This is a genomic window from Actinomyces urogenitalis (genome assembly GCF_002861525.1).
Lineage (GTDB): Bacteria > Actinomycetota > Actinomycetes > Actinomycetales > Actinomycetaceae > Actinomyces > Actinomyces urogenitalis.
This window is the reverse complement of the sequence record NZ_PKHA01000008.1, coordinates 1-26,119: the sequence shown is the minus strand read 5'-3', so window position 1 is coordinate 26,119 and position 26,119 is coordinate 1. Positions and strand designations below refer to the sequence as shown.

The window sequence follows — 26,119 nt, the reverse complement described above, 5'->3', positions numbered from 1 at the left end:
GGGCCTAGTACACGAGGGAGTCCGTGGCTGCGGCGCGTGCCTTGGCCGGGGCCGGGTAGACGAAGTAGTCCGATGTCAGCGCCGTCGTGGCGTCCGTCATGGCCATCGTCGTGGACAACCCGTCACGGCGTTCGCGGAACCAGTGCCCCTCGGCCCTGGTCTGCGGCTCTGTCCCGGCATAGCGTCCGGGCGCGAAGACACCGGTGACCACGGTGGTCTGACGGAAGCGTTCCAGGTCCTGACGGTACTGGGACAGGGGACGGCTCGCGCCACTGGGAGGAACGACCTCCAGAGCCAGGGAGTCGTTGACGCCCTGGGCCAGCGCCGTCAGGCACTCCTCCCAGTAGGCAGCGCCGATACCCGAGCGCACCCCGTGGGACTCCAGGCCTGCCGCCCAGTGGGTCAGCGCCGTCTCACCAGTTCCGGCCTCAGCAAAGACGTCAAGGTCACGACGCATCAGCCGCGCTACCTCATCCGGGCTCAGGTCCGCAGCAATAGCGCTTCCCAGGGCCTGCCACGCCTCCTTGAGCCAGCCGACCTTGAACACCCGGATACGCAGCTCGGCCGCCGTCGTCTCGATCGTGGACTGGCCTGCCTGGGCCTCCACGCTCTGGAAGGCGGCCGGCAGGCTCGCCGCGTGGTCCTCGGTCGTGCGCTGCGTGTCCTGCTCACCCAACGGGTCAGACATGAAGGAGGTCAGGACCGAGGCCCAACGATCAAACTGCGCGTAGGCCTCACCCTGAGCGGACAGGTCCTCGATCGCCAGCCTGAGGTTGGCGCTGAGCACCGGGACCAGGGTCTCGCGGGTACGGGCAAGGTGGAGCAGACGGAAGACGCCGCGCTGCTGGACCACGAAGGTCCATATCGAGGACACGATCCAGGACACGAAGGCTACACCGGCCACAATGCCCGCGATGAGCCAGGTGATCTCGCCCAGCGCCGCCAGCCCCAGGCTGATGAGCAGGACGATGACGAAGATGCCCAGCAGGATCCGCATGATCCTGGCGATTCGACGCTGCCGAGTCTCCAGGGCCTCGGTCTCATCCTCCGCCACGAGGGCGCGCAGCTGCTCGTAGTAGCCGTTGAGGTCAGCGCGGGTCTGGTCGAAGACCTGAGTGAGGTAAGAGCCGATCAGCGGCAGAAGCCGATAGCTCCCCTCCTGCTGCCAGCGCTGGATCTCACCCCACACCCGCGCGGCCTCAGCGGCATCCGGACCGCCAGCCTGGGACAGGGCGGCGAGCTCACCCATGACGCGCCGAATCTCCATCTGGTCCCAGCAGCGCAGCTGCGTGCCTGCAGGGAAGGGGCCGACCGGCACAGCGAAGACGTAGGAGCCACCTGCATCACGGGCCGGCGCCAGGATGTCACGGTCGCGGATATAGCCCTCGTTGGGGATGATCTTGAGCTCGGCGTAGCCCGAGCCGTCCGCGAGCGCCTGACAACCGTTGACCAGGTCCTGCCACAGCGCTGCGAAGCTGCGTGGCCGGGGTACCCCCAGCTGGGGCATCTCGGTGGGCATCGTCGAGGACGCCTCCCGAGCGGCCGCGGCAAGCTCGCGCCACCCGGCGGTGCGACCCGAGGCGTCCACCCCACCGACGACGACGGAGACGGCGCTGCCTGCTCCGAAGACAAAGCCCTCTACCTTCGCAGCCACCGTCGCCTTGACCCCTCGGATCTGGGAGCGCAGCCACGCCCCCGGCGCACCCAGGACCGCCTTGACCATGAAGGAGAAGAAGAGCCGCAGTGCCTGGAGAGCTCCTACCTGTTCCTGCTCGACCACGGGCACCGCGGCCGACTGGCGGCGCAGGGAGTAGTAGTGGCGAGAGAACCACTCGTTGGCCATAGCCACCACTCGGCCGTGGGGATCGTGGAAGGGATAGACGTGCCCACCGCCGGCCTCCGGGCGCACCGGCTGGGGCAGGGTCTGGCCCACGCTCATCACCTGGTGGCGCAGGGTCTGCTCGACCGCGGAGGCGTCGACATGACGCACGAAGGTGCGCACCACCCTCACCGAGCTGCCCGAGGCCGTCGAGTCCTGGTCGGTCGGGGCCTGCTCGACCGAGCCTGCGATACCGGCCTGCACCGCGATGCCGACGGCGGCCGCCGCCGGAATCTGCTCAGGCGTGAGCCACCAGGCGGTGGCGGGGAAGGCAGGATCAGAGGTGGGCTCCGGAGAGAGCATGACGTTGCTCCACCCCGGGTGCCCGACCACGGCCTCAACAGGCTCCGGGCTCCAGGGCACCAGCACACGGACAGGCTGCTTGTGCGCTCCGGCGGCGACGGGCAGGTTGAGGTAGTGCAGCTCATCCATGGCGTCCAGGGCGTCGCGAGCCGGGTGCCCGAGCGGCACGACGGCGATGACGCGGACCAGGTCCAGGTCGTGGCGACCAACGACCTCGGAGTAGCTGTGCACCTGCGTGCGTCCCTGGCTCACCCGGAGCACGCGGGGGTTGTCATCCGCACCGGCCGCCTGACCGGCACCCGGCGTTGACTCCAGCCACTGGAAGGGAGCCAGGAGGCCGGCAGCGGACAGGTCGGTCAGCGCCGCCAGAATCGGGCGCTGGCTGGGTGGTGCGATGACGATCGACTCACTGCGGCGCTGCATCAGTACACCATCCCGCCTTCCAGCGGGCTGCGTCGCGTCGCTGCGGCGCCAGCCGGTGCGACGGAGGCGATGACCTCGCGCACGCTGGTGAGCTCGTCGTACATCTCCTGAGCCAGGTCAATTGACAGAGGCGCGGAGTCCACCAGCTCGCGGCTGCGGAAGTTCGTGAAGGAACCCGGGCCATCCTGCTTGCCCTCGCCCGGCAGGTAACGCTGGTCGAGATCCGCCAGGATGTTGTCGCACAGGGTCGCCAGCGCCTGACGCCGCTCCTCCGGCTGCGTCAGTCCCTCCAGGAAGGCTGGGGTGGGCAGGCCAGCGACCTCACCGTGCCCGAGCAGCTCGCTGATGGCTTGCTGGGTCGGAGTACGCACCCCCATCTTCGAGCTCGGCGCGTTGTCAGAGGTGTCGGCCCACCGGCGCAACACCTGCCACGGCGTGAAGACGGACAGGGAGTCATCCACGTCGAGGTAGGCCAGGAGGATGGACTCCAGAACCGCCGCGAGCGCCGAGTTGGGCGTGACCATCTGGGAGTGGGAAGTGAGCATCGGTGCCGGGAAGGGAACAAAGCGCTCGGAGTCGGCGTCCCACACGCTGATGGGATCGGTGTCCTTCTCCATGCCCCAGCCCGGCCGCTGGATTCCTCCCGAGAAGAAGGCGACCCACCAGCCGTGGACCATGGCGCGACGGTCGTCGTCGCCCATCGGCAGGCCTCCGGGCAGCGGCCTGGCGCGGCGGAACTGCCAGAAGCTAGCCCGTGCACCCGAGGAGCCGGTGGCGTGGTGCCACGCCGTCGAGACGGACTTGAGCAGCCCGGAGTAGGCCACTGGAAGGGTGCGCGGGTAGGAGCCGAAGACGTCGACCCGGGAGACCTGGTCGTCGCTGAGGGCCTGCTCGATCGTCTGGGCCACGGCGGGACCGTCAAAGGAGGTCTCGTGGCTGGCGTAGGTCACCAGCTCGGTGGCGACCTTGGTGTGGCGGAAGGGGACGGAGGAGAAGTTGAAGGACAGCGCCGGAGCCGATCCGTGCAGCCGCTGGAAGACCTGGGCGTCGACCTGGACCAGCGGACGCGCCATCGCCATGGCACGTTGCATTCCCTCCAGGACCTCGTCGGCACGACGGGCCTGCTCGAACTCCCCGGCCGCCGGGTCGGTGAGGTAGTCGCGCAAGGACTGGGAGACGAAGCTCTCGAAGGCCTCACCGCGGCGCCCGACGAAAGCGCGAGCCCGCCCCAGCACCTGGGCGCGTGAGAGCCGTACCTCGTACTGGGCGGGGGCCGGCATCTGACTCATGACACCGGGAAGCCCTGCGGGCACCCACGGACTGGCGATCTCCAGCAGGTCAGCCGGAGCCGGAGCGCCCGAGCCCTGCTCCCACTCACCGCGGATGATCTCGCGAACCGCTTCCCGGTAGGCCTGGTCAAAACCTCCCCGGGCTGCCGGTGGGACTGCCTCGACCACGTGCTCCTCGAAGGCTGAGGGATAGGTGGCCACGTCCATGAGAACGACCTCGTTGTGCGCCGTCGAGAAGCGCTGAGGCACCACCTGCTCGGAGGTCATAGCCGCAGTGGGCTCGGTGGGCCAGGCGGAGTACAGGTCGGTGGCGACGTCGGCCACACCGGCAACGTCCTGAAGCGACTGACGGTCATGGGTGAGGACCTTGAGCTTCTCGTTGAGCTCGTACTCCAGTGGCTTGAGAGCCGAGCCCACCATGTCGTCAAGGACCTTGGCCAGGTTCTGAGCCAGGGCGTAGACGAGCCACTGGTAGATGCCCACAGCCGCCTTCTCGCGCACCTGCTCGGCCCACTGTCCCTCACCGGTTGCCGTGAGCGTCTCCTTGACCCGGGCGGTCAGAGGAGCAACGAAGTCCTGCGGGAGGACCAGCGCGTGCTGGGGCTGCTGCATCCCCATCCCGGCCAGCGAGCCAGCCAGGCGCTTGATGACACCCGCCTCGCCGCGGAGCTCACCGATGACCTGTAGGGCGTAGGGCAGGCCGAGGTCGGCCAGGTCCGTGCGGACCTGCTCCACGATCGCGGTGTGCACCTCCTGGGCACGGGCGCGGGTGTACTCCACCGCCATCGTGGCCAGCTGCGGCATGATCTGGGGCTCGACGCTGCCCAGCCACTGGTTCATGCCCACGATCCAGTCCGACAGCGGCATCTCGGCAGCCTGTGGGCGCGTGCTCATGACCTGCTGCGCCATCTCTGAGGCACGGGCCCAGATGAGGCTGGCGTTGGCGGTCGCTGAGTCGTTCATGAGCCAGGCCTGCGCGGCAGCGTCGACTGCCTGACCGCCGGCCATGACGGTCTGGCCCGTGGGCTGGGGCAGGTGCATCTTCGCCAGTTCCTCGGGCATCCGCGCCTGCCACAGAGCGGCCAGGCGCTGGGCGTCCCCGCTGAAGTCACCGGCGGAACGGAAGCCGTCGAGCAGGTGGTCAATGCTGCGCCGTGCCATGCGCTGGGAGGCGTACTCGGCGTAGCGGTCACGCCCGGTGCTCAGTGAGGCGTAGCCGAAGGAGCCCCATGCCGTCTCGGTGGGGTCCACTCCCCAGCTCACGGCGTTGTGGTTGGGGATGTCGACCTTGTTGGCAATGTCGAACTGCACGTAGCTCTCGAAGGCGGGAGAGGCGATGTAGCGGGCCAGGCCTCGCCCCATGCCGCGGAAGACGCCGGAGGTCGTGCCGTCTCCGAAGACGGCCCCCGTCCCTCCGGCCTTGAGCCCGATCGGGATGACGCGCTTGAAGGCGTGGCCGGCCTTGGTCGCCCCGCCCATGAGGGAGTAGAGCTCCTCGTCGAGCCGGGCGGCCTTGCCGCCGTTGGAGGACTGCGCGGCGATGATCTCACCGAGCATGGCCAGGGTATTGCCTGGCATTCCGTCCTTCTTGTCCTTGGGCACCTCGTTGAAGACCTCGGCGGTGTACAGGAAGACGGAGATGAGCTGGGGATCAATCGCCGGGGTCGTCTGGGTGCCTGCGATGACGCGGCAGACGTCTAGGGTCATCGAGGCTCCCGAGCCGCCGGCCATCGAGGAGACCACGAGGACCATGGGCGGCGCCGTCGTCGCCGGAGGCTCTCCGACGCCGGGCACGCGCCGGGCCACCTCGGCAGCCTCACTGACGGACTGCGTACTGGCCATGCGAGCCAGCGCGTCCTGGACGGCCTGGGAGACGGCCGACAACCGGTCCAGAATGAGCAGGCGACCGATACCGCGGCACTGCCCGGCGCCGACGGTGACCGGGAAGGGCACGTCCTGGACGGTCCCGGGCATCCAGGTCGCCAGCTGCCTCAGGCCTGCCGGGCCCTTGGACTGGACCTGGTGGGTCAGGCTGTCGTCCACCACGGAGTAGCTTCCGGCCGAGACCCCGCAGGCCACGTAGGCCCCGCCCTGCTGAGTCACCGAGCCCAGGCCACCGGGCTTCTCCTCCTGCAGCGGCGTATCGACGCTGAGGAACTGCCAGCACCCCGGGATCTTCTCGATGCCGTAGGCCGCCAGGTCGGCGTGCAGCTGATCCATCATGTAGGCCAGCGTCTTGGCGCCAGAACCTCCACAACCGACCACGAGCACCTTACGCATGGCCTGCTCCTTTCCACCGGCCGGGCCGGCAACACTTCTTTTGGGGGTCAGGGCACCGCACAGGTGGTGCCGTCATGGTCGTGATCTCCCGGGTCTGGACGTGACGCACCGGGCGCCTGGCTCAGGACTGTCCGGGAGGAGGCGGGGCCGAGGCCGGTCCACCAGCGCTGTCAGAGCCCTGGGACCCCGGCAACGGGAAGGAAAACGGTGGCGGTCCTGCTGGCGCGGGCGAGTCTGGCGCCGGGGTTGGACCCGCAGTCGGCGCGGAAGACGCCGTCGGTCCGGAGGGGACGTGGCCGTAGGAGGACGACGCCGAGGCAGCGCTGGGAACGCTGCGGCTGTACAAGGAGCTTGCGCTACCCGGAACCGGTGCTCCGGGGGCCGCGGCGCCAGGTGCAGGAGCCGAGGGGCCGGGTACCGGCATGGGCGCCGGCATCGGGGCTGTACCAGGGACCGGCACCGGGGACACGGCAGACGAACCCGCTGGGGGCATCGGTGTGCTGAAGCCGCTGGCACCCGCCGACGGCGGAGGAAGGACCGTGGCCTGCGCGGCAGCAGGACCGGGCTGGTTCGCGCCGGCGGCCTCGTTCTTCGTGCCGCGGTTGCTGGCCGCCAGCGTCGCAACGCGCGAGGGCAGGCGCTTGGCAGCGTCCTGAGTGATGCGGTCGATGTCGCTGCGCTCCAGCGAGGGCGAGAAGACCAGCAGGGTGACGGTCCGTGGGGAGTCAGGCTGGTCGAGCACCACGACCCAGTTCCCGCGCACGCTCAGTGGCAGGACGGCGTGACCGCCACGCTGGCCCTCCAAGGACCCAGACACCGACGGCGCCTGGGGCTGGTCCAGCCGGACCTGCGGCACCGAGGTCGGCGCCAAGCCAGGGTGGGCCCGCAGGACGTACCCGTCCGTACTGAGCTCCCGGGTCCCCTTGCGTACGGCCAGCTGCTTGAGATCGCGAGAGGACAGGTCGACGCTCGGAGGCTGCCCGTCGCTGGGAACCTCAACCACTGTGCGCCCGATGACCAGGCCACCGGCTGGGACACGCGCCATGAGGTACTTGACCAGGTAAAGCAACAGGATCGGGATGGCGATCCCGAGCACCAGCGCGACGACGAAAGTGGCGCTGGTGGTCGTGACGTTGAGGGGACGGCGCATCTCACCGTTGAAGGCGACCGTCGTGGAGCGGGCCTGGTCGGCGTGTCCCAGCGGGGAGATCGAGACCTCCAGGCTGCCCGTGACTGAGCCGTTGGCGTGATCCTTGGTCGACAGGCTCACCTCAAGGTCCGCGGTGGCACCGTCGGCAACCTCCAGGCAGGACTCGGCGCTGGAGTGACTCGAGCTGATCGTGACCTCACCTGCCTCAGCCGGGGCTCCAGTCAGGGTCACTGCACCCGGGTCCAGCCACACGCAGCCCGGGCCACTCACCCCCACCGTGCCGGTGGCGGCGGTCTCCTTCTCCAGGAGCGGGAAGGTCAGGGCCGCGGCCACAGTCGGGAAGTTCAGCGGGGGCACTAAGGTGACCTGCTCAGTCACCACCGTCGGGGACAGGGTCGTGCCCGGCACGCGGGCGCCGTCGACCCCGGTCGCATCCGGCGTGGTGAGCGTGATCGTGCGGGTCATCGTGGCCGCGCCCGGTGCGAGGTCAGCGGGCACCGTGATGTCGTGCCCGCCCGCCAGGTCTGCCGCGTCGTCGGTCTCAAAGAGCGTGACCTGCTGTCCCTGCGCGTCCTGCAGGGTGACCGTCGCGTTCAATGTCCCGGTGATGCGCTGGGGATCGACCGGTGCCCCATCAGGCCGGTCGTACAGGCGCAGCTGGACGTCCTTGACGGTCTCACCGGCCCGCAGCTCCGTCCTGCTCAGGTCCTCCCATACCAGTTGAGCCGGGGAGGAGAGCTTGAGGTTGATCTGGATCTCCTCGCCCTGGCTGGCCGCCGCGTTGTCGACGAAGGCAAGCCGCCACACCCCGTCCCAGGCAGGCGTGTGCGCTGCGTCAGCGCTGATCTCCAGGGTGCGCGGCGTGATCCACCGTGAGGTCACTCCCTCGTCCTGGCGCTCCTGCGTCTGGCGGGAGGACAGGACGAGGGGCTCGTCCTGTCCGGGCCGGTAGAGATAGGCGTCCAGACCGTCCACCGAGGAGGAGGCCAGGATGTGGGCCTCGTCCAGCGCGCCGTCCAGGACGAAGGCAACCTCTCCCTGCGTGCAGGCCTTGGCCTGGCAGATGCTGATATTGCGGGTGTCCACCGTCGTGCCGGCCGCCGCGATAGAGTCGAAGGCCATGAGCAGGGAGTCGATGTCAGAGACGGGGTAGAACTCCCCCACTGGCTGGGTCTGGTCACCACACCGCTCCAGGCCGTCCACGTCCTTGCCGGCAGCCTCGGTAATGCGCCGCATGAGGGAGAAGTCCGCCGAGCCGTCGTTGAGCCCGATCCCGAGGATGGTGATGCCAGCGGCCCGTGTCTGGTCAACTACGCCCGTGGGCCGGCACAGGTCGCTGACACCGGCCTGCTCGGCTGCTGCCGTCCCCTCCTGCGTGCTCAGGTCGGCGCCCGGAGCGTATCCCTTGTCCGTACCAAACTGGTCCTTGGCACTGTCCGAGGTACGCACGTCCAGGTCGAAGGCGCCGTCAGAGAACCAGGCGATGGCCCGGCAGCCGGAGGAGTCGTGTCCCACGAGGTCTGCGCGCGCCCCTTCCAGCGCATTCCAGTAGTCCGTGTCGAAGTTCTTGATGTCCTCGCCGACCTGAGTGATCGTCTGCTTGATCGCCCCGCTACTCGCTTCGCTGATGGCGGTCCACTCACCCGCGGCCGCGTAGTCGGCGGCGAAGCCAGCCACGCGCACGTCCAGCGTCACCTTGGCCGACTGCGCGAAGGAGGCCAGACGGTCCGCCAGGTAGTGGCCCGCGGTGACTCGGGCCTTGTCCGGATCGCTCTGGCGCAGGGACCCAGACTGGTCGATGAGGAAGACCAGCGAGCCTCGACCAGCCCCGGCCATGCAGGCTCCGAACTCGTCCAGGCCGGCGATGGACGCCGCCTTGGCGTCCGTGGTCGCTGCTTGGGCAGGCAGGACCAGACCCGGACTGACCAGGCTGGCAGCGCCGAGCACCAGCCCGGCCGCCACCGCGGCCAAACGCCGCCACATAGTTGTCATCTCACGCACCACGTGTCACAGCCTTCCGATGACCAGGGCGAAGCGCAGCGCGGCCAGAACAATCCCTGCCACGCCCAGGACCACGCTGACCCGGTAAAGCACCGTAGGGAGCCGGGAGGGCGCGTACCACGAGCCGACCTGGGCCATGGCGTTGCGTACCAAGAAGGCGCAGCCCAGGCCGAGGCCCACCACACCTGCCAAGAGCCAGGAGAAGACGGCCACGACAGCCGAGGACTGCAGCGCGCAGGCAAGGATGGCGAGCACGGAGGCAGCCATCGAGATGTAGATGAGGAGCATCGGGGCACGCCTTGCCTGCGCCTGCTCCGGCGTCGCCGCCGTGCCAAAGACGGCCGTGGGAGCTCCGGGCACCGGCAGCCCGCCACCGGTCGCCACGGGAGCGGCCAGCACGGGAATCGTGGGGCCTGCAGGACCAGTGGGCGCGCCAGGGGCCGAGGGCGCCGTTGGCATGACCGGGCCCGCCACCGGCGCCATGCCTGCGACGCCCGGGCCAGCCACGGCCGGTCCTGCCACCGGCATAGCCACGCGACCAGAGCCGGCACCCACGACGGGAATCGCTCCTGTCACCGGCGCAGCGCCGTGCCCGGGCTGTGCCACCGGCAGCGTCCCAGCAGCCTGGGCAGCAACAGGAACGACCGGCGCACCGGCGGCAGGCAGGCCCGGGGTGCCAGATGTGCCTCGTGGAGGTACCGGGTATCCACTGGTCATGGAATGCTCCTAGCGGGGATGAGAAGGTGGTGCTCGTCGGCCGTCGCGGCGGCTGGCTCAGGAGGCGCCCCGCGCCTCGATCTGCTCCAGGGCGTCGAGGATCTCCTGCCGATGAGGAACATCGACGCCAAAGCCCTCCAGGGTGCCGATCGCCTCACGGGCACGGCGCGCCTGCGCCGGGTCCATGTCCACCAGGGCGCCGACATCACCCTCACCCAGGGACACCGCGCCGCTGGCCGCGGCCACGACCGTCTCGCGCACGGCGTTGATGTCACTCATGGCGTTGGTCTGGAAGGCGTCCACCCCGGAAGAGACCGAGAAGACGAAGACGGGCAGCGGCAGCAGGAGGGTCGCAACGAGGACGAGGGCGGGAAGAAGACGCGGGCGCGAGCGCACCGTGGCCGCGATAGCCAGGATGAAGGCGACCACGGAGACCACGACGCCGGTACCAAAGCGTGTCAGGGCGAAGGGACTGACCAGTGGCTCCCCACCGGTGATGACGCCGAGCAGGTCGATGGAGGCCAGGAGGTCATAGGCCCCAAAGCCAATGAGCGCAACGCTGGCCGCACACAGCCCGGCCGAGATCCAGGTCGCCCGAGAACGACGTCGCGATGCCCGGTCGCGCTTGCTTGCGACCTGCCCGGGAGGCATGACCAAGGGCGCCACGCTTGCGCCGGCCGGGGGCACGAGTCCCACCGTTGACGTAGCAGGCACCGGCAGCGGCGCTAAGGGCACCGTCGGAGGGAACGTAGATGCCTGGGAAGCCAAGGGGCCCGGCGCCACAGGAGCCAACGGCGGCGGCCCCGCCGGGGTCTGACCGACGGGGTGAGTGGGCTGTGGGAAGGGGCTAGGCGGGGGAAGCTGGGCCATGAGGGGACCTCAGGAGGGGGTGGAGAGACCACAGCCGTCTGGCCCGGAGACGCGACGATGCGGTCGAGATCACTCGTACCCTACACCAGGTCATGGCCGCCGGACAGCGCTCCCACAGGGCGACCATGGGCCCAGAATAGTCAGGACATATCGACACCCTCAGGCACGGCCGCAGGTCCGCCCGCATGCGGACCACACCCCAGTTGCTGAAGCAGCCCGCCCCCCCCGGGCAAGAAGCAGCCAACAGCAAGGTTCCCCCGGCCTCCATCAGGAGACCGGGGGAACCTCGATCAGGCTGATTCAGCCTTCGCTCAGATGAGCCGGGTCAGATCATCTCATCACTTGATGATCTTGGTGACGCGGCCGGAGCCGACGGTGCGGCCACCCTCACGGATGGCGAAGCCGAGGCCCTCCTCCATGGCGATGGGCTGGATGAGCTGGACGGTCATCTCGGTGGTGTCACCGGGCATGACCATCTCGGTGCCCTCAGGGAGGGTGATGACACCGGTGACGTCCGTGGTACGGAAGTAGAACTGCGGACGGTAGTTCGAGTAGAAGGGGTTGTGGCGACCGCCCTCGTCCTTGGTCAGGATGTAGACGTGGCCCTCGAACTCGGTGTGCGGGGTGATGGAGCCGGGCTTGACGACGACCTGGCCGCGCTCGACGTCCTCACGACGGGTACCACGCAGGAGCAGACCGCAGTTCTCGCCGGCCCACGCCTCATCCATGGCCTTGTGGAACATCTCGATGCCCGTGACCGTGGTCTTCTGAGCCTCGCGGATACCGAGGATCTCAACCTCGGAGTTGATGGCGAGCTTACCGCGCTCGACACGGCCGGTGACGACCGTGCCGCGACCGGTGATGGTGAAGACGTCCTCGATCGGCATGAGGAACGGCTTGTCCATGTCACGCTCGGGGGTCGGGATGTACTCGTCAACCGCGTCCATGAGCTCCTTGATGGAGGCGGTCCACTTCTCGTCACCCTGCAGGGCCTGGAAAGCGGAGACGCGGATGACCGGGGCGTTGTCGCCGTCGTAGTCCTGGGAGGACAGCAGCTCGCGGACCTCCATCTCGACGAGCTCGAGGAGCTCCTCGTCCTCGACCATGTCGCACTTGTTGAGGGCGACCAGCAGGACCGGCACGCCGACCTGACGGGCGAGCAGAACGTGCTCGCGGGTCTGGGCCATCGGGCCGTCGGTGGCGGCGACCACGAGGATGGCGCCATCCATCTGGGCCGCACCGGTGATCATGTTCTTGATGTAGTCGGCGTGGCCGGGGGCGTCGACGTGAGCGTAGTGACGCTTCTCGGTCTGGTACTCGACGTGCGCGATGTTGATCGTGATACCGCGCTGGCGCTCCTCAGGAGCCTTGTCGATCTCGTCGAAGGGGGTGAAGGGGTTGAGGTCCGGGTACTCGTCGTGCAGGACCTTGGAGATCGCGGCAGTCAGCGTCGTCTTACCGTGGTCGACGTGACCGATCGTTCCGATGTTGACGTGCGGCTTGGTCCGCTCGAACTTGGCCTTGGCCACTGGTGTCCTCCTGGGACTCGGGTAGTTCTCTTCGTCGGGATTCGACTAGCGACATGCTAGCCGTGACGACTCTGAGAGTCTCTACTGTTGGATTGTTGGAAATCTTACTGGAATGACACCCAAACTCCGCAATGGAGCCGGGTGTCCCGGGGACCGGACAACTCTAGTCCGGTCCCCGGGAGGACCGAGGGTTACTCGCCCTTGGCCTTGGCGATGATCTCGTCCGCGACGTTCTTGGGAACCTCAGCGTAGGAGTCGAAGCTCATCGAGTAGACGGCGCGGCCCTGGGTCTTGGAACGCAGATCACCGACGTAGCCGAACATCTCGGACAGCGGCACGGCAGCCTTGATGACCTTGACGCCGACGGCGTCCTCCATCGACTGGATCATGCCACGACGGGAGTTGAGGTCACCGATGACGTCACCCATGTACTCCTCAGGCGTACGCACCTCGACGGCCATGACCGGCTCCAGCAGAACCGGCGAGGCCTTCTTGGCACCCTCCTTGAAAGCCATGGATCCGGCAATCTTGAAGGCCATCTCGGAGGAGTCGACCTCGTGGTAGGCGCCGTCGAGAAGCGTGGCCTTGACGTCCACGACCGGGTAGCCAGCCAGGACACCGGTGAGCATGGCGTCCTGGACGCCGGCGTCGACGCTGGGGATGTACTCGCGCGGGACGCGACCACCGGTGACAGCGTTGACGAACTCGTAGTGCTGCTTCTCCTCGCCGTCCTCGGCCTCGACGACCTCCAGCGGCTCGAAGGACATCTGCACCTTCGCGAACTGGCCGGAACCACCAGTCTGCTTCTTGTGCGTGTACTCGACCTTGTCGACCTTCTTACGGATCGTCTCGCGGTAGGCCACCATCGGGTTACCGACGTTCGCCTCCACCTTGAACTCGCGACGCATACGGTCGACGAAGACGTCCAGGTGCAGCTCGCCCATACCGCCGATGACGGTCTGGCCGGTCTCCTCGTCGAGCTCGACCGTGAAGGTCGGGTCCTCCTCGGACAGCTTCTGGATGGCAACGCCCAGCTTCTCCTGGTCGCCCTTGGTCTTGGGCTCGATGGCCACGTGGATGACCGGGTCCGGGAAGGTCATCGACTCCAGGATGATGGGCGCGTTCTGGGCGCACAGCGTGTCACCGGTGGTGACGTCCTTGAGACCAATGAAGGCGTAGATGTGACCGGCGTGAGCGACCTCGACCGGGTTCTCCTTGTTGGAGTGCATCTGGAACATCTTCCCGATGCGCTCCTTCTTGCCCTTGGTGGCGTTGAGGACCTGGTCACCGGAGCCGACCTTGCCGGAGTACACGCGCACGTAGACGAGCTTGCCGTAGAACGGGTGCGTGGCGACCTTGAAGGCCAGGGCGGCGAAGGGCTCGTTCTCGTCGGAGGGACGGGTGAGGACCTTCTCCTCGTCACCGGGCTCGTGGCCCTCCACCGGAGGAATGTCCAGCGGAGAGGGCAGGTAGTCGATCACCGCGTCCAGGACGGGCTGGATGCCCTTGTTCTTGAACGCAGAACCAGCCAGGACCGGGTAGGCCTCACCAGCGATCGTGAGCTTGCGGATGCCGCTCTTGATCTCCTCGACGCTCAGCTCGCCACCCTCGAGGTACTTCTCCATGAGCTCGTCGTCGGCCTCGGCGACGGTCTCCAGCAGCTCGGCGCGGTAGGCCTCGGCCTTGTCGACCAGGTCAGCGGGGATGTCCTCGTACTCGACGACGGCGCCACGGGTCTCCTGACCGTCGGCGTCCTTCTCGGGGAAGCGCACGGCGCGCATCTCAATGACGTCGACGACGCCGGAGAACTCGTTCTCGGCACCGATCGGGAAGTTGAGGACGATCGGCGTGGCGTGAAGACGGTCACGAATGGTCTGGACGGAGAAATCGAAGTTCGCGCCCAGCTTGTCCATCTTGTTGATGTAGCAGATGCGCGGGACGTTGTACTTGTCCGCCTGACGCCACACGGTCTCGGACTGGGGCTCGACGCCCTCCTTGCCGTCGAAGACGGCCACGGCACCGTCAAGCACACGCAGGGAGCGCTCGACCTCGACCGTGAAGTCCACGTGTCCGGGGGTGTCGATGAGGTTGATCTGGTTGTTCTTCCAGAAGCAGGTGGTTGCAGCGGAGGTAATGGTAATACCGCGCTCCTGCTCCTGCTCCATCCAGTCCATCGTCGAGGCGCCGTCGTGGGTCTCGCCGATCTTGTAGTTGATACCGGTGTAGAACAGGATGCGCTCGGAGACGGTGGTCTTACCGGCATCGATGTGGGCCATGATGCCGATGTTGCGGACCTTCTTGAGGTCAGTCAGCACGTCGAGTGCCACTAGTGAAGTCCTTCGTGTCGATGGTGTGATGAAGAAGGCGTCGGTCGGGGCCGGTCTGGATCAGGCCGGGGGTCCCCGACCGACGCGCGGATGATTACCAGCGGTAGTGCGCGAAGGCCTTGTTGGACTCGGCCATCCGGTGCATGTCCTCACGACGCTTGACAGCGGCACCCAGGCCGTTGGAGGCGTCGAGGATCTCGTTCATGAGACGCTCGGTCATCGTGTTCTCACGGCGCTGCCGGGAGAAGTCGACGAGCCAGCGCAGAGCCAGAGTGGTGGCGCGGTTGGGGCGAACCTCAACCGGGACCTGGTAGGTGGCACCACCCACGCGGCGGGAGCGAACCTCCAGCGCGGGGCGGATGTTGTCGAGGGCGCGCTTGAGGACCGAGACCGGGTCCTGGTCCGTCTTGGCGCGCACCCCCTCCAGGGCGCCGTAGACGATGCGCTCGGCGGTGGACTTCTTACCGTCCAGCAGAACGCGGTTGACGAGCTGGGTGACGACCGGCGAGCCGTAGACGGGGTCGACGACGAGCGGGCGCTTGGGAGCGGGACCCTTACGAGGCATTACTTCTTCTCCTTCTTGGCGCCGTACTTCGAGCGTGCCTGCTGGCGACCCTTGACACCCTGGGTGTCGAGGGAGCCGCGCACGATGTGGTAGCGGACACCGGGGAGGTCCTTCACACGACCGCCACGCACGAGCACGATCGAGTGCTCCTGGAGGTTGTGGCCCTCACCGGGGATGTAAGCGGTGACCTCGATGCCGGTCGACAGGCGCACACGGGCGACCTTACGAAGGGCGGAGTTCGGCTTCTTCGGGGTCGTGGTGTACACACGGGTGCACACGCCACGACGCTGCGGGCTGGCCTTGAGCGCGGGCGTCTTGGACGACGAGCGCTTCGTCGAGCGGCCCTTGCGGACCAGCTGCTGAATGGTAGGCACTACGGATTCTCCATCTTGAAGTGCATCTGGACAGTTCTGCTGCCCTCGCGCCAGCCCCGCTCCCCCATGGGCGCACAGCGCCGCGGAGCCTGGGCCGGCCCGTCAGCCTGTCAGGAACAGGCGACGTCCGGAGCCCCGCGGAAGGGGCCCGTCGGTTCCCGCCGCGGCAGACCCGCGTCACGTCGTCGGCCAGAAGGAGGCCACAGCGCTGGGAACGGAATGGAGAACGGCAACCCGCACGCGGGCACCGCAGGCAAGGTTACCGACGACGACGGCGCCTCACCAGTGCCTAGGGCCGACCGCCTTGGTGGTCTAGGACACGGCCGGGCCCTGTTCCGTCCTCATCGTGCGCGACCTCGGGGGCCTGGGAGGATCCCCCCCCCCGGCGCGAGGCACCGTGGACGCGCACGTGGCGCAGCAGCTCGCCCTTGAACAGGTGCAGCCCGTGCCGACCACGCGGATTGACCTCGATCCGCACCGACGCGCCTTGCTCATCAGCAACCGTGAGCACGTCCACCGAGGCGTTGGCCGCAAGGATGACGCCCAGCACCAGGCTAGCCAGCCCCGGGAGACTGGCAGCCACCCAGATCGCCCGCAATCCGTGGGCCATGCCGCCAAAGGAGACAAAAGAGGCGGCCAGTGCCCAGATCCCGGTGCTGACCATGACGGCCGCTGCCAGTGCCCGGCGGCTACGCACCCGCGTGGACGTCTCGATCGTGCGCAGCGCCTCCAGGTCGAACTCACTGACTTCCCGACCGACCGCAAACAGCCCCATCCACAGGTGCGGCAGGTCCACTACCAGACGCGACGGAGAACATGCCAGACGCGCCTTGTGCCACGGTGCCAGGGCACACACGGACAGCTCCTCGGTGTAGACCTCGGGGCTCGTGTTCGCGACGGGCCGAGCCTCGCGGGGCGCACCGGGGGCGCCGAAGCGCTGGCGAGTCGGGGAGGCACTCATATCACTGGCTTTCACGTCGTTGAGGGATGGCGTCGCGGGCAGGGGTCCCGGAGCCGTGGGCTGTCCTGGTGCGGTCTGTCTCCTTGTCCTTGGCAGTTGACGCCACCATAACTCCTGGACGGTGCCCCCCCCCGAGGCCACTTCTCACGGCCAGCTCGTACCTGGCTCATCGCGCGCGGCCAGGGCCAGGGGCAGCAGCCCGTCCTCCTGAGCCAGGCGCACCAGGTCCGCCCGGCTGTCAGCGGTCTTTCCCGCCTCGGCGTAGCGACGTCGCGCCTTGGCCACGTACTTGTTGACGGTGTTGGTCGCTAGTCCCAGGCGCCTGGCGACGTAGTCCGCCGTCGCTACTGCGGCGTACACCATGAGCACCTCGCGCTCCACCGCGGTCAGGCGGTCGCTGACGACCGTCGCGGCGTCGATGCCCAGCACGTCCGTCCACCGCTGGAGCGGCCCACTGGCATCGTCCAGGGCCTGGCGCAGTTCCTCCAGCATGACCGGCCCCTCGTCCCACGAACGTACGACGCCGACCTGTGCCACCTCGTAGGCCCGACGCACCTGGTACCGGTCCGCACCGGCGAAGTAGGCCAGCACACGCACTCCTGCCTCACGCAGGCGCCGGACGTTGCTCACCGGGTCCGAGCCGTCGCACAGCGCCAGGCTCATCAGGGCCAGCCGAGGCAGGGCCCCGCCCGCGGCGAGCAGGGCGTCCACCGAGCTGACGCGTCCGGCGTAGACGAGGTCCTTCGCCGCTGTCAGCAAGTGCTCAAGGCCGGCTGCCTGCAGCACGTTGTCGCTGATGAAGACCACCGAGGCGGACTGAAGAACCCCACCCGAGTCCTGGGTGTGCTCACCCATGCAGCCTCCGTCCTTACGAGCGCGAGGCGTCCGCTGCCCACACGTGGCGACGCGGCTCGCCCCGGGCCGGTGCCCGCCGACTCACGGCGCTACGTGACGCTGCGGCCCGGACCAGGGAGCCTGACCCAGCGGGCACGAACCGAGTTGAGGATATGGCTCAGGCGTCACTCATCCGTTACATACGTCAGGACAAGTTCTGGTATCAGGCACGGGGGCCACGCCCCAACCCCATCCTCGTGACGCACGACGGCGGCCCGGCACCGTGGTCAGGATGCCGGGCCGCCGTCGTCAGCGTCCACATGCGCGGCCGGTCAGTGCCGGGCTACGCGGGCTGGATCAGAACTGGTAGTCCTCGGAGGAGAAGCCAGTGCGGAAGTCATCGGAGAAGTCAGCCCGGAAGTCTCCCCCGAAGGAGAAGTCGTCCAGCGCGACCGACTCGCCGGTGCCGAACATGTCACCGAAGCCAGTGCGGGAGAAGACCTCCTGCTTGACCTCCTCGGTGGGCTCGACCTCGATGTCGGAGTAACGGGCCAGGCCCGTTCCGGCCGGGATGAGCTTACCGAGGATGACGTTCTCCTTCAGGCCCAGCAGCGGGTCCGACTTGCCGTTCATCGCGGCCTCGGTGAGCACTCGCGTGGTCTCCTGGAAGGAGGCCGCCGAGAGCCAGGAGTCCGTGGCCAGCGAGGCCTTGGTGATACCCATGAGCTCGGTACGGCCAGAGGCGGTCTTGCCGCCCTCAGCCATGACGCGGCGGTTCTCCGCACGGAAGTGCATGACGTCCACCAGGTCTCCCTGGAGCAGGTTGGTGTCCCCGGACTCCAGCACGGTCACGCGGCGCAGCATCTGGCGCACGATGACCTCGATGTGCTTGGAGTGGATGTCCACGCCCTGGGAGCGGTAGACCTCCTGGACCTCCTCCACCAGGTGACGCTGGGTGGCACCGACGCTGCGCAGGCGCAGGACCTTCTTCGGGTCCACCGGGCCCTCGGTCAGGGCCTGGCCGGGCTCAACGTGGTCGCCGTCGGTCACCAGCAGGCGCTGGCGGCGCGAGACCGGAACCACGAGGTCCTCCTCGCCGTCGTCGCGCGTGATGACCAGACGCTTACCCTCGGCGTCGTCCTCGATCTTGAGCGTGCCGGCGGCCTCAGCCACGGCAGCCTCGCCCTTGGGGGTACGAGCCTCGAACAGCTCCTGGACACGCGGCAGACCCTGCGTGATGTCCGCGGCACCAGCCGCACCACCGGTGTGGAAGGTACGCATGGTCAGCTGGGTGCCGGGCTCACCAATGGACTGGGCCGCGATGATGCCGACGGCCTCACCGATGTCCACGCGCTTGCCGGTGGCCAGCGAGCGGCCGTAGCAGGCCGCGCAGGTGCCGACGGCGGAGTCACAGGTGAGCACGGAGCGGACCGTGATCTCCTCGGCGCCCGCCTCAATGGCGGCCGCGACCTCGGCCTCGCCCAGGTCCGTGCCCGCGGCGACGACGACGTTGCCCGCCTCGTCGACCACGTCACGAGCCAGCGTGGTGCCGTAGACGGTGGTCGCCAGGATCTCGCTAGGCTCCTTGACCCGCTCGCCGTCGACCTCCTTCCACGTGAAGATGCGCTTGGCCAGGCCCTTGCGGGTACCGCAGTCGTCCTCACGCACGATGACGTCCTGGGACACGTCCACCAGACGACGGGTGAGGTAGCCGGAGTCCGCGGTACGCAGCGCCGTGTCCGCCAGACCCTTACGGGCACCGTGGGTGGCGATGAAGTACTCCAGAACGCTCAGGCCCTCGCGGTAGTTGGACTTGATCGGGCGCTCGATGAGGCGCTGCCTGGGGTCAGCCACCAGACCTCGCATACCTGCGAGCTGGCGGATCTGGTCCCAGTTACCACGAGCACCGGAGACCACCATCTGGTAGACGGTGTTGCGCTCGGGGAAGTTCTCACGCATGGCCTCGGCCACCTCAGCGGTCGCCTTGGTCCAGATATCGATGAGGGACTGGTAGCGGTCCTCCTCGGTGAGCGCACCCATCTCGAACTGGTCCTCGATCTCAGCCGCCTCAGCCTCGTAGCGGGCCAGGATCTCCGGCTTGGAAGCCGGGGAGACGACGTCGGCGAAGGCGACGGTGATGCCGGACCAGGTGGACCAGTAGAAGCCGTTGGACTTCAGCTTGTCCAGGGAGGCCGCCACGTCCACGCGCGGGTAGGACTCGGCCAGACGGTTGACGATGTTGCCGAGCTTCTTCTTGTCCACCACGTAGTTGATGTACGGGAAGGTCTCGGGCAGCGCCGTGTTGAACACCGCGCGTCCCAGCGAGGTGCGCAGCGTCACCGGCTCACCCTCGCTCCAGCCCTCGGGGGCCTGCCAGTCGGTGGGGGGCGTGATGCCCTCCTCGAAGCGGATGTCGCAGGTGGCGTTCATGTCCAGCTTGCCGAAGTCGTGCGCCATGAGCGCCTCGGCGAAGGAGGAGAAGGACGGCACGACCGGGTTGCCCTCGGCGTCCACCTCGACCTCGACCTTGGGGTCGGGGGTCTGGGTGAGGTAGTAGGTACCGATGATCATGTCCTGAGACGGCATGGTCACCGGGCGGCCGTCGGAGGGCTTGAGGATGTTGTTGGAGGACAGCATGAGGATGCGGGCCTCCGCCTGGGCCTCCGAGCCCAGTGGCAGGTGGACAGCCATCTGGTCGCCGTCAAAGTCGGCGTTGAAGGCGCCACACACCAGCGGGTGCAGCTGGATGGCCTTACCCTCGATCAGCTGCGGCTCAAAGGCCTGGATACCCAGGCGGTGCAGCGTGGGGGCACGGTTGAGCAGCACAGGGTGCTCGCGGATGACCTCGGCGAGCACGTCCCACACCTTGGGGTTGGCCCGCTCGACCATGCGCTTGGCGGCCTTAACGTTCTGGGCCTCCTTGAGCTCGACCAGGCGCTTCATGACGAAGGGCTTGAACAGCTCCAGCGCCATCTGGCTGGGCAGACCGCACTGGTGCAGCTTGAGCTGAGGACCGACCACGATGACGCTACGGCCGGAGTAGTCCACACGCTTGCCCAGCAGGTTCTGACGGAAGCGTCCCTGCTTGCCCTTGAGCATGTCGGACAGGGACTTCAGCGGGCGGTTGCCCACGCCCGTGACCGGGCGGCCGCGGCGGCCGTTGTCGAACAGGGCGTCCACGGCGTCCTGAAGCATGCGCTTCTCGTTGTTGACGATGATCGTGGGCGCGCCCAGGTCCATCAGCCGCTTGAGGCGGTTGTTGCGGTTGATAACGCGACGGTAGAGGTCGTTGAGGTCGGAGGTGGCGAAGCGGCCACCGTCAAGCTGGACCATCGGACGCAGGTCCGGCGGGATGACCGGAATGGAGTCGAGCACCATGGCCTCAGGAGCCGTGCCGGTGACGCGGAAGGCGTTGATGACCTTTAGGCGCTTGATCGCGCGGGTCTTACGCTGCCCGGTGCCGTTGGCCACGACCTCGGCCAGGGCCTCGGCCTCAGCCTCCAGGTCGAAGGTGCGCAGGCGGGCCTGGACGGCCTCGGCGCCCATGGCACCCTTGAAGTAGATGCCGTAGTCGGCCACCATGTCGCGGTACAGGACCTCGTCACCCTCCAGGTCACCGACCTTGAGAGAGACGAAGCGGTCCCAGACCTTGTCCATGTGCTCCAGCGTGCGCTGGTTCTTGCGGCGAAGAGCACCCATCTCGCGCTCGGCGGTCTTGCGCAGCTTGTCGCGCTGGGCCTGGTCGGCGCCCTCGGCCTCGAGCTGGGCGAGGTCCTCCTCCAGACGCTTCTGGCGCGCCTCGACGTCGGCCTGGCCGGCCTCCTCGACGTGCTTCTTCTTCACCTCCAGCTCGTTGCGCAGCGAGGGAAGGTCGTCGTGGCGGCCCTCCTCATCCACCTCGGTGACCATGTAGGCAGCGAAGTAGATGACCTTCTCCAGGTCCTTGGGGGCCAGGTTGAGCAGGTAGCCCAGGCGCGAGGGGACGCCCTTGAAGTACCAGATGTGCGTGACCGGAGCGGCCAGCTTGATGTGGGCCATGCGCTCACGGCGGACCTTGGAGCGCGTGACCTCCACGCCACAGCGCTCGCAGACGATGCCCTTGTAGCGCACGCGCTTGTACTTGCCGCAGGCGCACTCCCAGTCGCGGGTGGGGCCGAAGATCTTCTCGCAGAAGAGTCCGTCCTTCTCCGGCTTGAGGGTGCGGTAGTTGATGGTCTCGGGCTTCTTGACCTCACCGTGGGACCAGGACTTGATGTCCTCGGAGGTGGCAAGGCCGAGCTGGATGCGATCGAAGACGTTGGCGTCGAGCACAGTTCCTACTTCCGATGTGTCAGCTCATCGATTGTCTGGTGGGGCTGGCGAGCGTTGTTCCAGGACGCTGGCCCGCCCGTGGGGCCCGGGAGGGGCGGCCGGAGCCGCCCCTCAACCGGGGCCTGTGGTGGTCAGATCTCGTCGACCGTGGAGGCCATGGCGCCACCGGGGCGGCGGCCCAGGTCGAAGCCGAGCTCCTCGGAGGCGCGACGGCCGTCCTCGTCAGTGTCGTCCAGGCCGATGACATTGCCCTCGGCGTCCAGCGCCTCGACGTTCAGGCACAGCGACTGCATCTCCTTCATGAGCACCTTGAAGGACTCGGGGATGCCGGGCTCGGGGATGTCCTCACCCTTGACGATGGCCTCGTAGACCTTGACTCGCCCGTTGACGTCGTCGGACTTGACGGTGAGCAGCTCCTGCAGGGCGTGGGCGGCACCGTATGCCTCCATCGCCCAGACCTCCATCTCACCGAAGCGCTGGCCACCGAACTGTGCCTTACCACCCAGCGGCTGCTGGGTGATCATCGAGTACGGACCGGTGGAGCGGGCGTGGATCTTGTCGTCCACGAGGTGGTGGAGCTTGAGGATGTACATGTAGCCCACCGAGATCGGGTACGGGAAGGGCTCGCCGGAGCGACCGTCGAACAGACGGGCCTTGCCGTTGGGCGCGATGAGCTGCATGCCGTCGCGGTTGGGCAGGGTCGAGGAGAGCAGACCCATGAGCTCGTCGTCACGCACACCGTCGAAGACCGGGGTCGCCACCGGGGTGCGGGGCTCAGCCTTGACGCCGTTGGCGGGCAGGCGCACGGCCCACTCCTCGCCGGCCTTACGGGCCGCCGTGGCGTCCCACCCGCGCGAGGCCACCCAGCCCAGGTGGAGCTCCAGGACCTGACCGACGTTCATACGGCTGGGCACACCCAGCGGGTTGAGGATGACGTCGACCGGGGTTCCGTCGGCTAGGAAGGGCATGTCCTCGATCGGGTTGATCTTGGAGATCACACCCTTGTTGCCGTGACGGCCCGAGAGCTTGTCACCCACGGTGATCTTGCGGCGCTGGGCAATGTAGACACGCACCATGTGGTTGACGCCGGCGGGCAGCTCGGCGTCCTCGTTGGAGGCGTCGAACTCACGCACACCGGTGACGATGCCGTACTCGCCGTGGGGCACACGCAGGGAGGTGTCGCGCACCTCGCGAGCCTTCTCACCGAAGATCGCGCGCAGGAGGCGCTCCTCGCTGGTCAGCTCGGTCTCACCCTTCGGGGTGACCTTGCCAACCAGGATGTCCCCGCTGCGGACCTCAGCGCCGATGCGGATGATGCCGCGCTCGTCGAGGTTGGCCAGCGTCTCCTCGCTGACGTTGGGGATGTCGCGGGTGATCTCCTCGGCGCCGAGCTTGGTGTCACGGGCGTCAACCTCGTGCTCCTCGATGTGGATCGAGGTCAGCAGGTCCTCGGAGACCACACGCTGGGACACGATGATGGCGTCCTCGTAGTTCAGACCCTCCCAGGTCATGAAGGCAACCAGGAGGTTCTGACCCAGAGCCAGGTCTCCGCCCTCGGTGGCCGGACCGTCGGCCAGGACCGAGCCAGCCTCGACGTGCTCACCCTCGGTGGCCACGACGCGCTGGTTGTAGCAGTTGCCCTGGTTGGAGCGGCGGAACTTGGCGACCTTGTAGACCGTCTCGGAGCCGTCGTCGTTGGCCACGCGCACGAAGTCGGCGCAGACCTCGGTGACGACACCGGGCTTGGAGGCCACGAGCACGTCACCGGCGTCGACGGCGGTGCGGCGCTCCATACCGGTACCCACCAGCGGGGCATCGGGACGGATGAGCGGCACGGCCTGACGCTGCATGTTGGCACCCATGAGGGCGCGGTTGGCGTCGTCGTGCTCCAGGAACGGAATGAGGGAGGTACCCACCGACACCATCTGGCGCGGGGAGACGTCCATGAGGTCGACGTCTCCGGCCGGAACCAGCGCTGGCTCACCTCCGGTGACACGGCACAGGACGTGGGACTCAGCGAAGTGCCCGTCCTCGGTCAGCTCGACGTTGGCCTGGGCGATGATGTGCCGGTCCTCGTCGTCAGCCGTGAGGTAGTGGGTCTCGTCGGTGACCTGGCCATTCTTGACCACGCGGTACGGGGTCTCAACGAAGCCGAAGGGGTTGATGCGGGCGAAGGTCGCCAGCGATCCGATCAGACCGATGTTCGGGCCCTCAGGGGACTCGATGGGGCACATGCGGCCGTAGTGCGAGGTGTGGACGTCACGCACCTCCATGGAGGCGCGCTCGCGCGACAGACCACCCGGGCCCAGGGCGGACAGACGACGCTTGTGCGTCAGACCGGCCAGCGGGTTGTTCTGGTCCATGAACTGCGAGAGCTGGGAGGTCCCGAAGAACTCCTTGATCGCGGCGGTCACGGGCCGGATGTTGATGAGGGTGTTGGGCGTGATGGCCTCGACGTCCTGGGTCGTCATGCGCTCACGCACCTGACGCTCCATGCGGCTCATACCAGTACGCACCTGAGACTGGATAAGCTCACCGACAGCGCGGATGCGACGGTTACCGAGGTGGTCGATGTCGTCGAACTCGACCGCGATGTCCACGATCTCGCCGTCCTTGACGCCCTCAACGGTCTCGGCACCGGCGTGCAGGGCAAGCAGGTACTTGATCGCGGCGACGATGTCCTCGATGCGCAGCACCGAGTCCGCCAGGTCCGCGGCCAGGCCCAGCTTCTTGTTGATCTTGTAGCGACCGACCTTGGCCAGGTCGTAACGCTTAGCGTTGAAGTAGAAGTTCTCCAGCAGGGTGCGGCCGGCCTCGACGCTCGGCGGCTCACCGGGACGGATCTTCTTGTAGATATCCAGCAGCGCCTCGTCCTGGTTGGTGACCTTACGGTCCTCGTCCAGGGCGGAGGTCAGAGCCGGGTAGGCCTTGAACTCCTCGCGGATCTCGGACTCGTCCATGCCCAGGGCCAGGAGGAAGACCGTGATGTCCTGCTTGCGCTTGCGGTCGATACGCACGGCGACGTGGTCGTTCTTGTCGACCTCGAACTCCAGCCAGGCGCCGCGAGAGGGAATGAACTTGACGTTGTAGACGTACTTGTCCGAGGCCTTCTCGGTGGTGCGCTCGAAGTACACACCAGGCGAGCGCACGAGCTGCGAGACGACGACGCGCTCGGAGCCGTTGACGATGAAGGTGCCCTTGTCCGTCATGAGCGGGAAGTCGCCCATGAAGACCGTCTGGGACTTGATCTCACCGGTCTGGAAGTTCTCGAAGTCGGCCACCACGTACAGGGGCGCGGAGTAGGTCAGGTCCTTCTCCTGGCACTCCTCGGCCGTGTACTTCGGCTCCTCGAAGCGGTGGTCGTGGAAGGACAGCGCCATGGTCTCGCCGAAGTCCTCGATCGGGGAGATCTCCTCGAAGATCTCCTCCAGACCCGAGGTCTCGGGCAGCGAGCCAGGCCGAGCCGAGTTCGCAGCGTCCACGCGGGCGCGCCACTTCTCGTTGCCGACGAGCCAGTCAAAGCTCTCGGTCTGCAGGGCGAGAAGGTTCGGAGCCTGCATAGGCTCGGCGATCTTCGCGAAGTTGATGCGACGCGACGCGGTACGCGCGGCAATGTCAGCGGCAGTTGGTGCAGAGGTGCGCGAGGCAGCCAAAGGGGATCCTTCCCTCATCTCGGGGATCACTCTGCGTACACTGCGCACGGTGGGAGCCCCAGACCAGCGGAGCGGTACCGGTTCCCCAGCCAGGGGACCGTCCGTCCGACGGCGCTACGAGCGTCACTACACACAATGCACGCAAAGCGCTAGCGTACACGCCCCTAACACCGACATCTACGCCTGCGCGGTACCGACCCTTGCGATTCGCACCACATCCGCGCATACTACCCTCCCGTTCGCGGCCGGACCCCATGCACCCCGGCCGTACCAATAGTCTTTCGCGGCCCGCCCAGCCACCCTGGGCGGCGCGCTTCTGCCGTGGCGGAGTACATCCCCACCCGGGCCGCAGCCCCACTGGAACGTGCTTCCTCGATGCCGGCGTGCCTCCACCCATAGGCGCGTACTCCCCCACCAGGCCCGAGCCCCATTGGTACGCGCTTCCCCCGAAGCGTGCGTGCACCCTCAATTGGTGCGTGCCCTAGCGCTCCCCCAGAGACCGTCACATTCACCAAAGCACGCACCAATCACCCAACCCACGCACCAAAAGCCCATCGCACCACCCCCGCACGTCACACCCCCCCCACGCACCAAAAGCCCATCGCACCGACATCGCACGCACCACCCCCCCCCGCACGCCGCCCCATCCCCGT

At 67.6% G+C, this 26,119-nt stretch carries 13 protein-coding genes; all 13 read right to left on the bottom strand.

All coding sequences use genetic code 11. The features are described from left to right. Positions 1-4: 4 nt before the first annotated feature. Positions 5-2,605, bottom strand: a complete 2,601-nt coding sequence (locus tag CYJ26_RS07825) for a hypothetical protein (RefSeq protein ID WP_101638245.1) — start codon at positions 2,603-2,605, stop codon at positions 5-7. After that, complete coding sequence (locus tag CYJ26_RS07820) at positions 2,605-6,174, bottom strand: tubulin-like doman-containing protein (RefSeq protein ID WP_006548375.1); 3,570 nt, start codon at positions 6,172-6,174, stop codon at positions 2,605-2,607. The genes CYJ26_RS07825 and CYJ26_RS07820 overlap by 1 nt, the downstream gene beginning before the upstream one ends. 121 nt (positions 6,175-6,295) lie before the next feature. Further along, entirely contained in the window at positions 6,296-9,316 is a 3,021-nt protein-coding gene (locus tag CYJ26_RS07815; protein ID WP_145990777.1) for a VWA domain-containing protein, read from the bottom strand. Between the two features lie 15 nt (positions 9,317-9,331). After that, positions 9,332-10,042, bottom strand: a complete 711-nt coding sequence (locus CYJ26_RS07810) for a hypothetical protein (RefSeq protein WP_024036106.1) — start codon at positions 10,040-10,042, stop codon at positions 9,332-9,334. 57 nt (positions 10,043-10,099) lie between these two features. Then, positions 10,100-10,777, bottom strand: a complete 678-nt coding sequence (locus CYJ26_RS07805) for a hypothetical protein (protein WP_145990776.1) — start codon at positions 10,775-10,777, stop codon at positions 10,100-10,102. A gap of 473 nt (positions 10,778-11,250) precedes the next feature. Next, the gene (tuf, locus tag CYJ26_RS07800; RefSeq protein WP_006548370.1) at positions 11,251-12,441 is read right to left on the bottom strand and encodes an elongation factor Tu; all 1,191 of its coding nucleotides are present in this window, start codon (positions 12,439-12,441) and stop codon (positions 11,251-11,253) included. A gap of 191 nt (positions 12,442-12,632) precedes the next feature. Next, positions 12,633-14,768 (bottom strand): elongation factor G, encoded by a 2,136-nt coding sequence (gene fusA / locus CYJ26_RS07795; RefSeq protein ID WP_006548369.1) that lies wholly within the window; start codon positions 14,766-14,768, stop codon positions 12,633-12,635. Between the two features lie 94 nt (positions 14,769-14,862). Then, positions 14,863-15,333 (bottom strand): 30S ribosomal protein S7, encoded by a 471-nt coding sequence (rpsG, locus tag CYJ26_RS07790; protein ID WP_006548368.1) that lies wholly within the window; start codon positions 15,331-15,333, stop codon positions 14,863-14,865. Next, on the bottom strand, positions 15,333-15,707 hold the full coding sequence (gene rpsL / locus CYJ26_RS07785; RefSeq protein ID WP_024035139.1) for a 30S ribosomal protein S12: 375 nt from the start codon (positions 15,705-15,707) through the stop codon (positions 15,333-15,335). Before rpsL ends, rpsG begins: the two co-directional genes overlap by 1 nt. Positions 15,708-15,996: 289 nt before the next feature. Continuing rightward, on the bottom strand, positions 15,997-16,668 hold the full coding sequence (locus CYJ26_RS07780; RefSeq protein WP_024035140.1) for a hypothetical protein: 672 nt from the start codon (positions 16,666-16,668) through the stop codon (positions 15,997-15,999). 144 nt (positions 16,669-16,812) lie between these two features. Next, positions 16,813-17,523 (bottom strand): helix-turn-helix domain-containing protein, encoded by a 711-nt coding sequence (locus CYJ26_RS07775; protein ID WP_048679777.1) that lies wholly within the window; start codon positions 17,521-17,523, stop codon positions 16,813-16,815. A gap of 336 nt (positions 17,524-17,859) precedes the next feature. Next, positions 17,860-21,813 carry a DNA-directed RNA polymerase subunit beta' gene (locus tag CYJ26_RS07770; protein WP_048679779.1) on the bottom strand — a complete coding sequence of 1,318 codons (3,954 nt, stop codon included), beginning with the start codon at positions 21,811-21,813 and terminating at the stop codon, positions 17,860-17,862. A gap of 131 nt (positions 21,814-21,944) precedes the next feature. After that, positions 21,945-25,466: a DNA-directed RNA polymerase subunit beta gene (gene rpoB / locus CYJ26_RS07765; RefSeq protein ID WP_034236283.1), complete on the bottom strand. Its 3,522-nt coding sequence runs from the start codon at positions 25,464-25,466 to the stop codon at positions 21,945-21,947. Between the last annotated feature and the right edge of the window lie 653 nt (positions 25,467-26,119).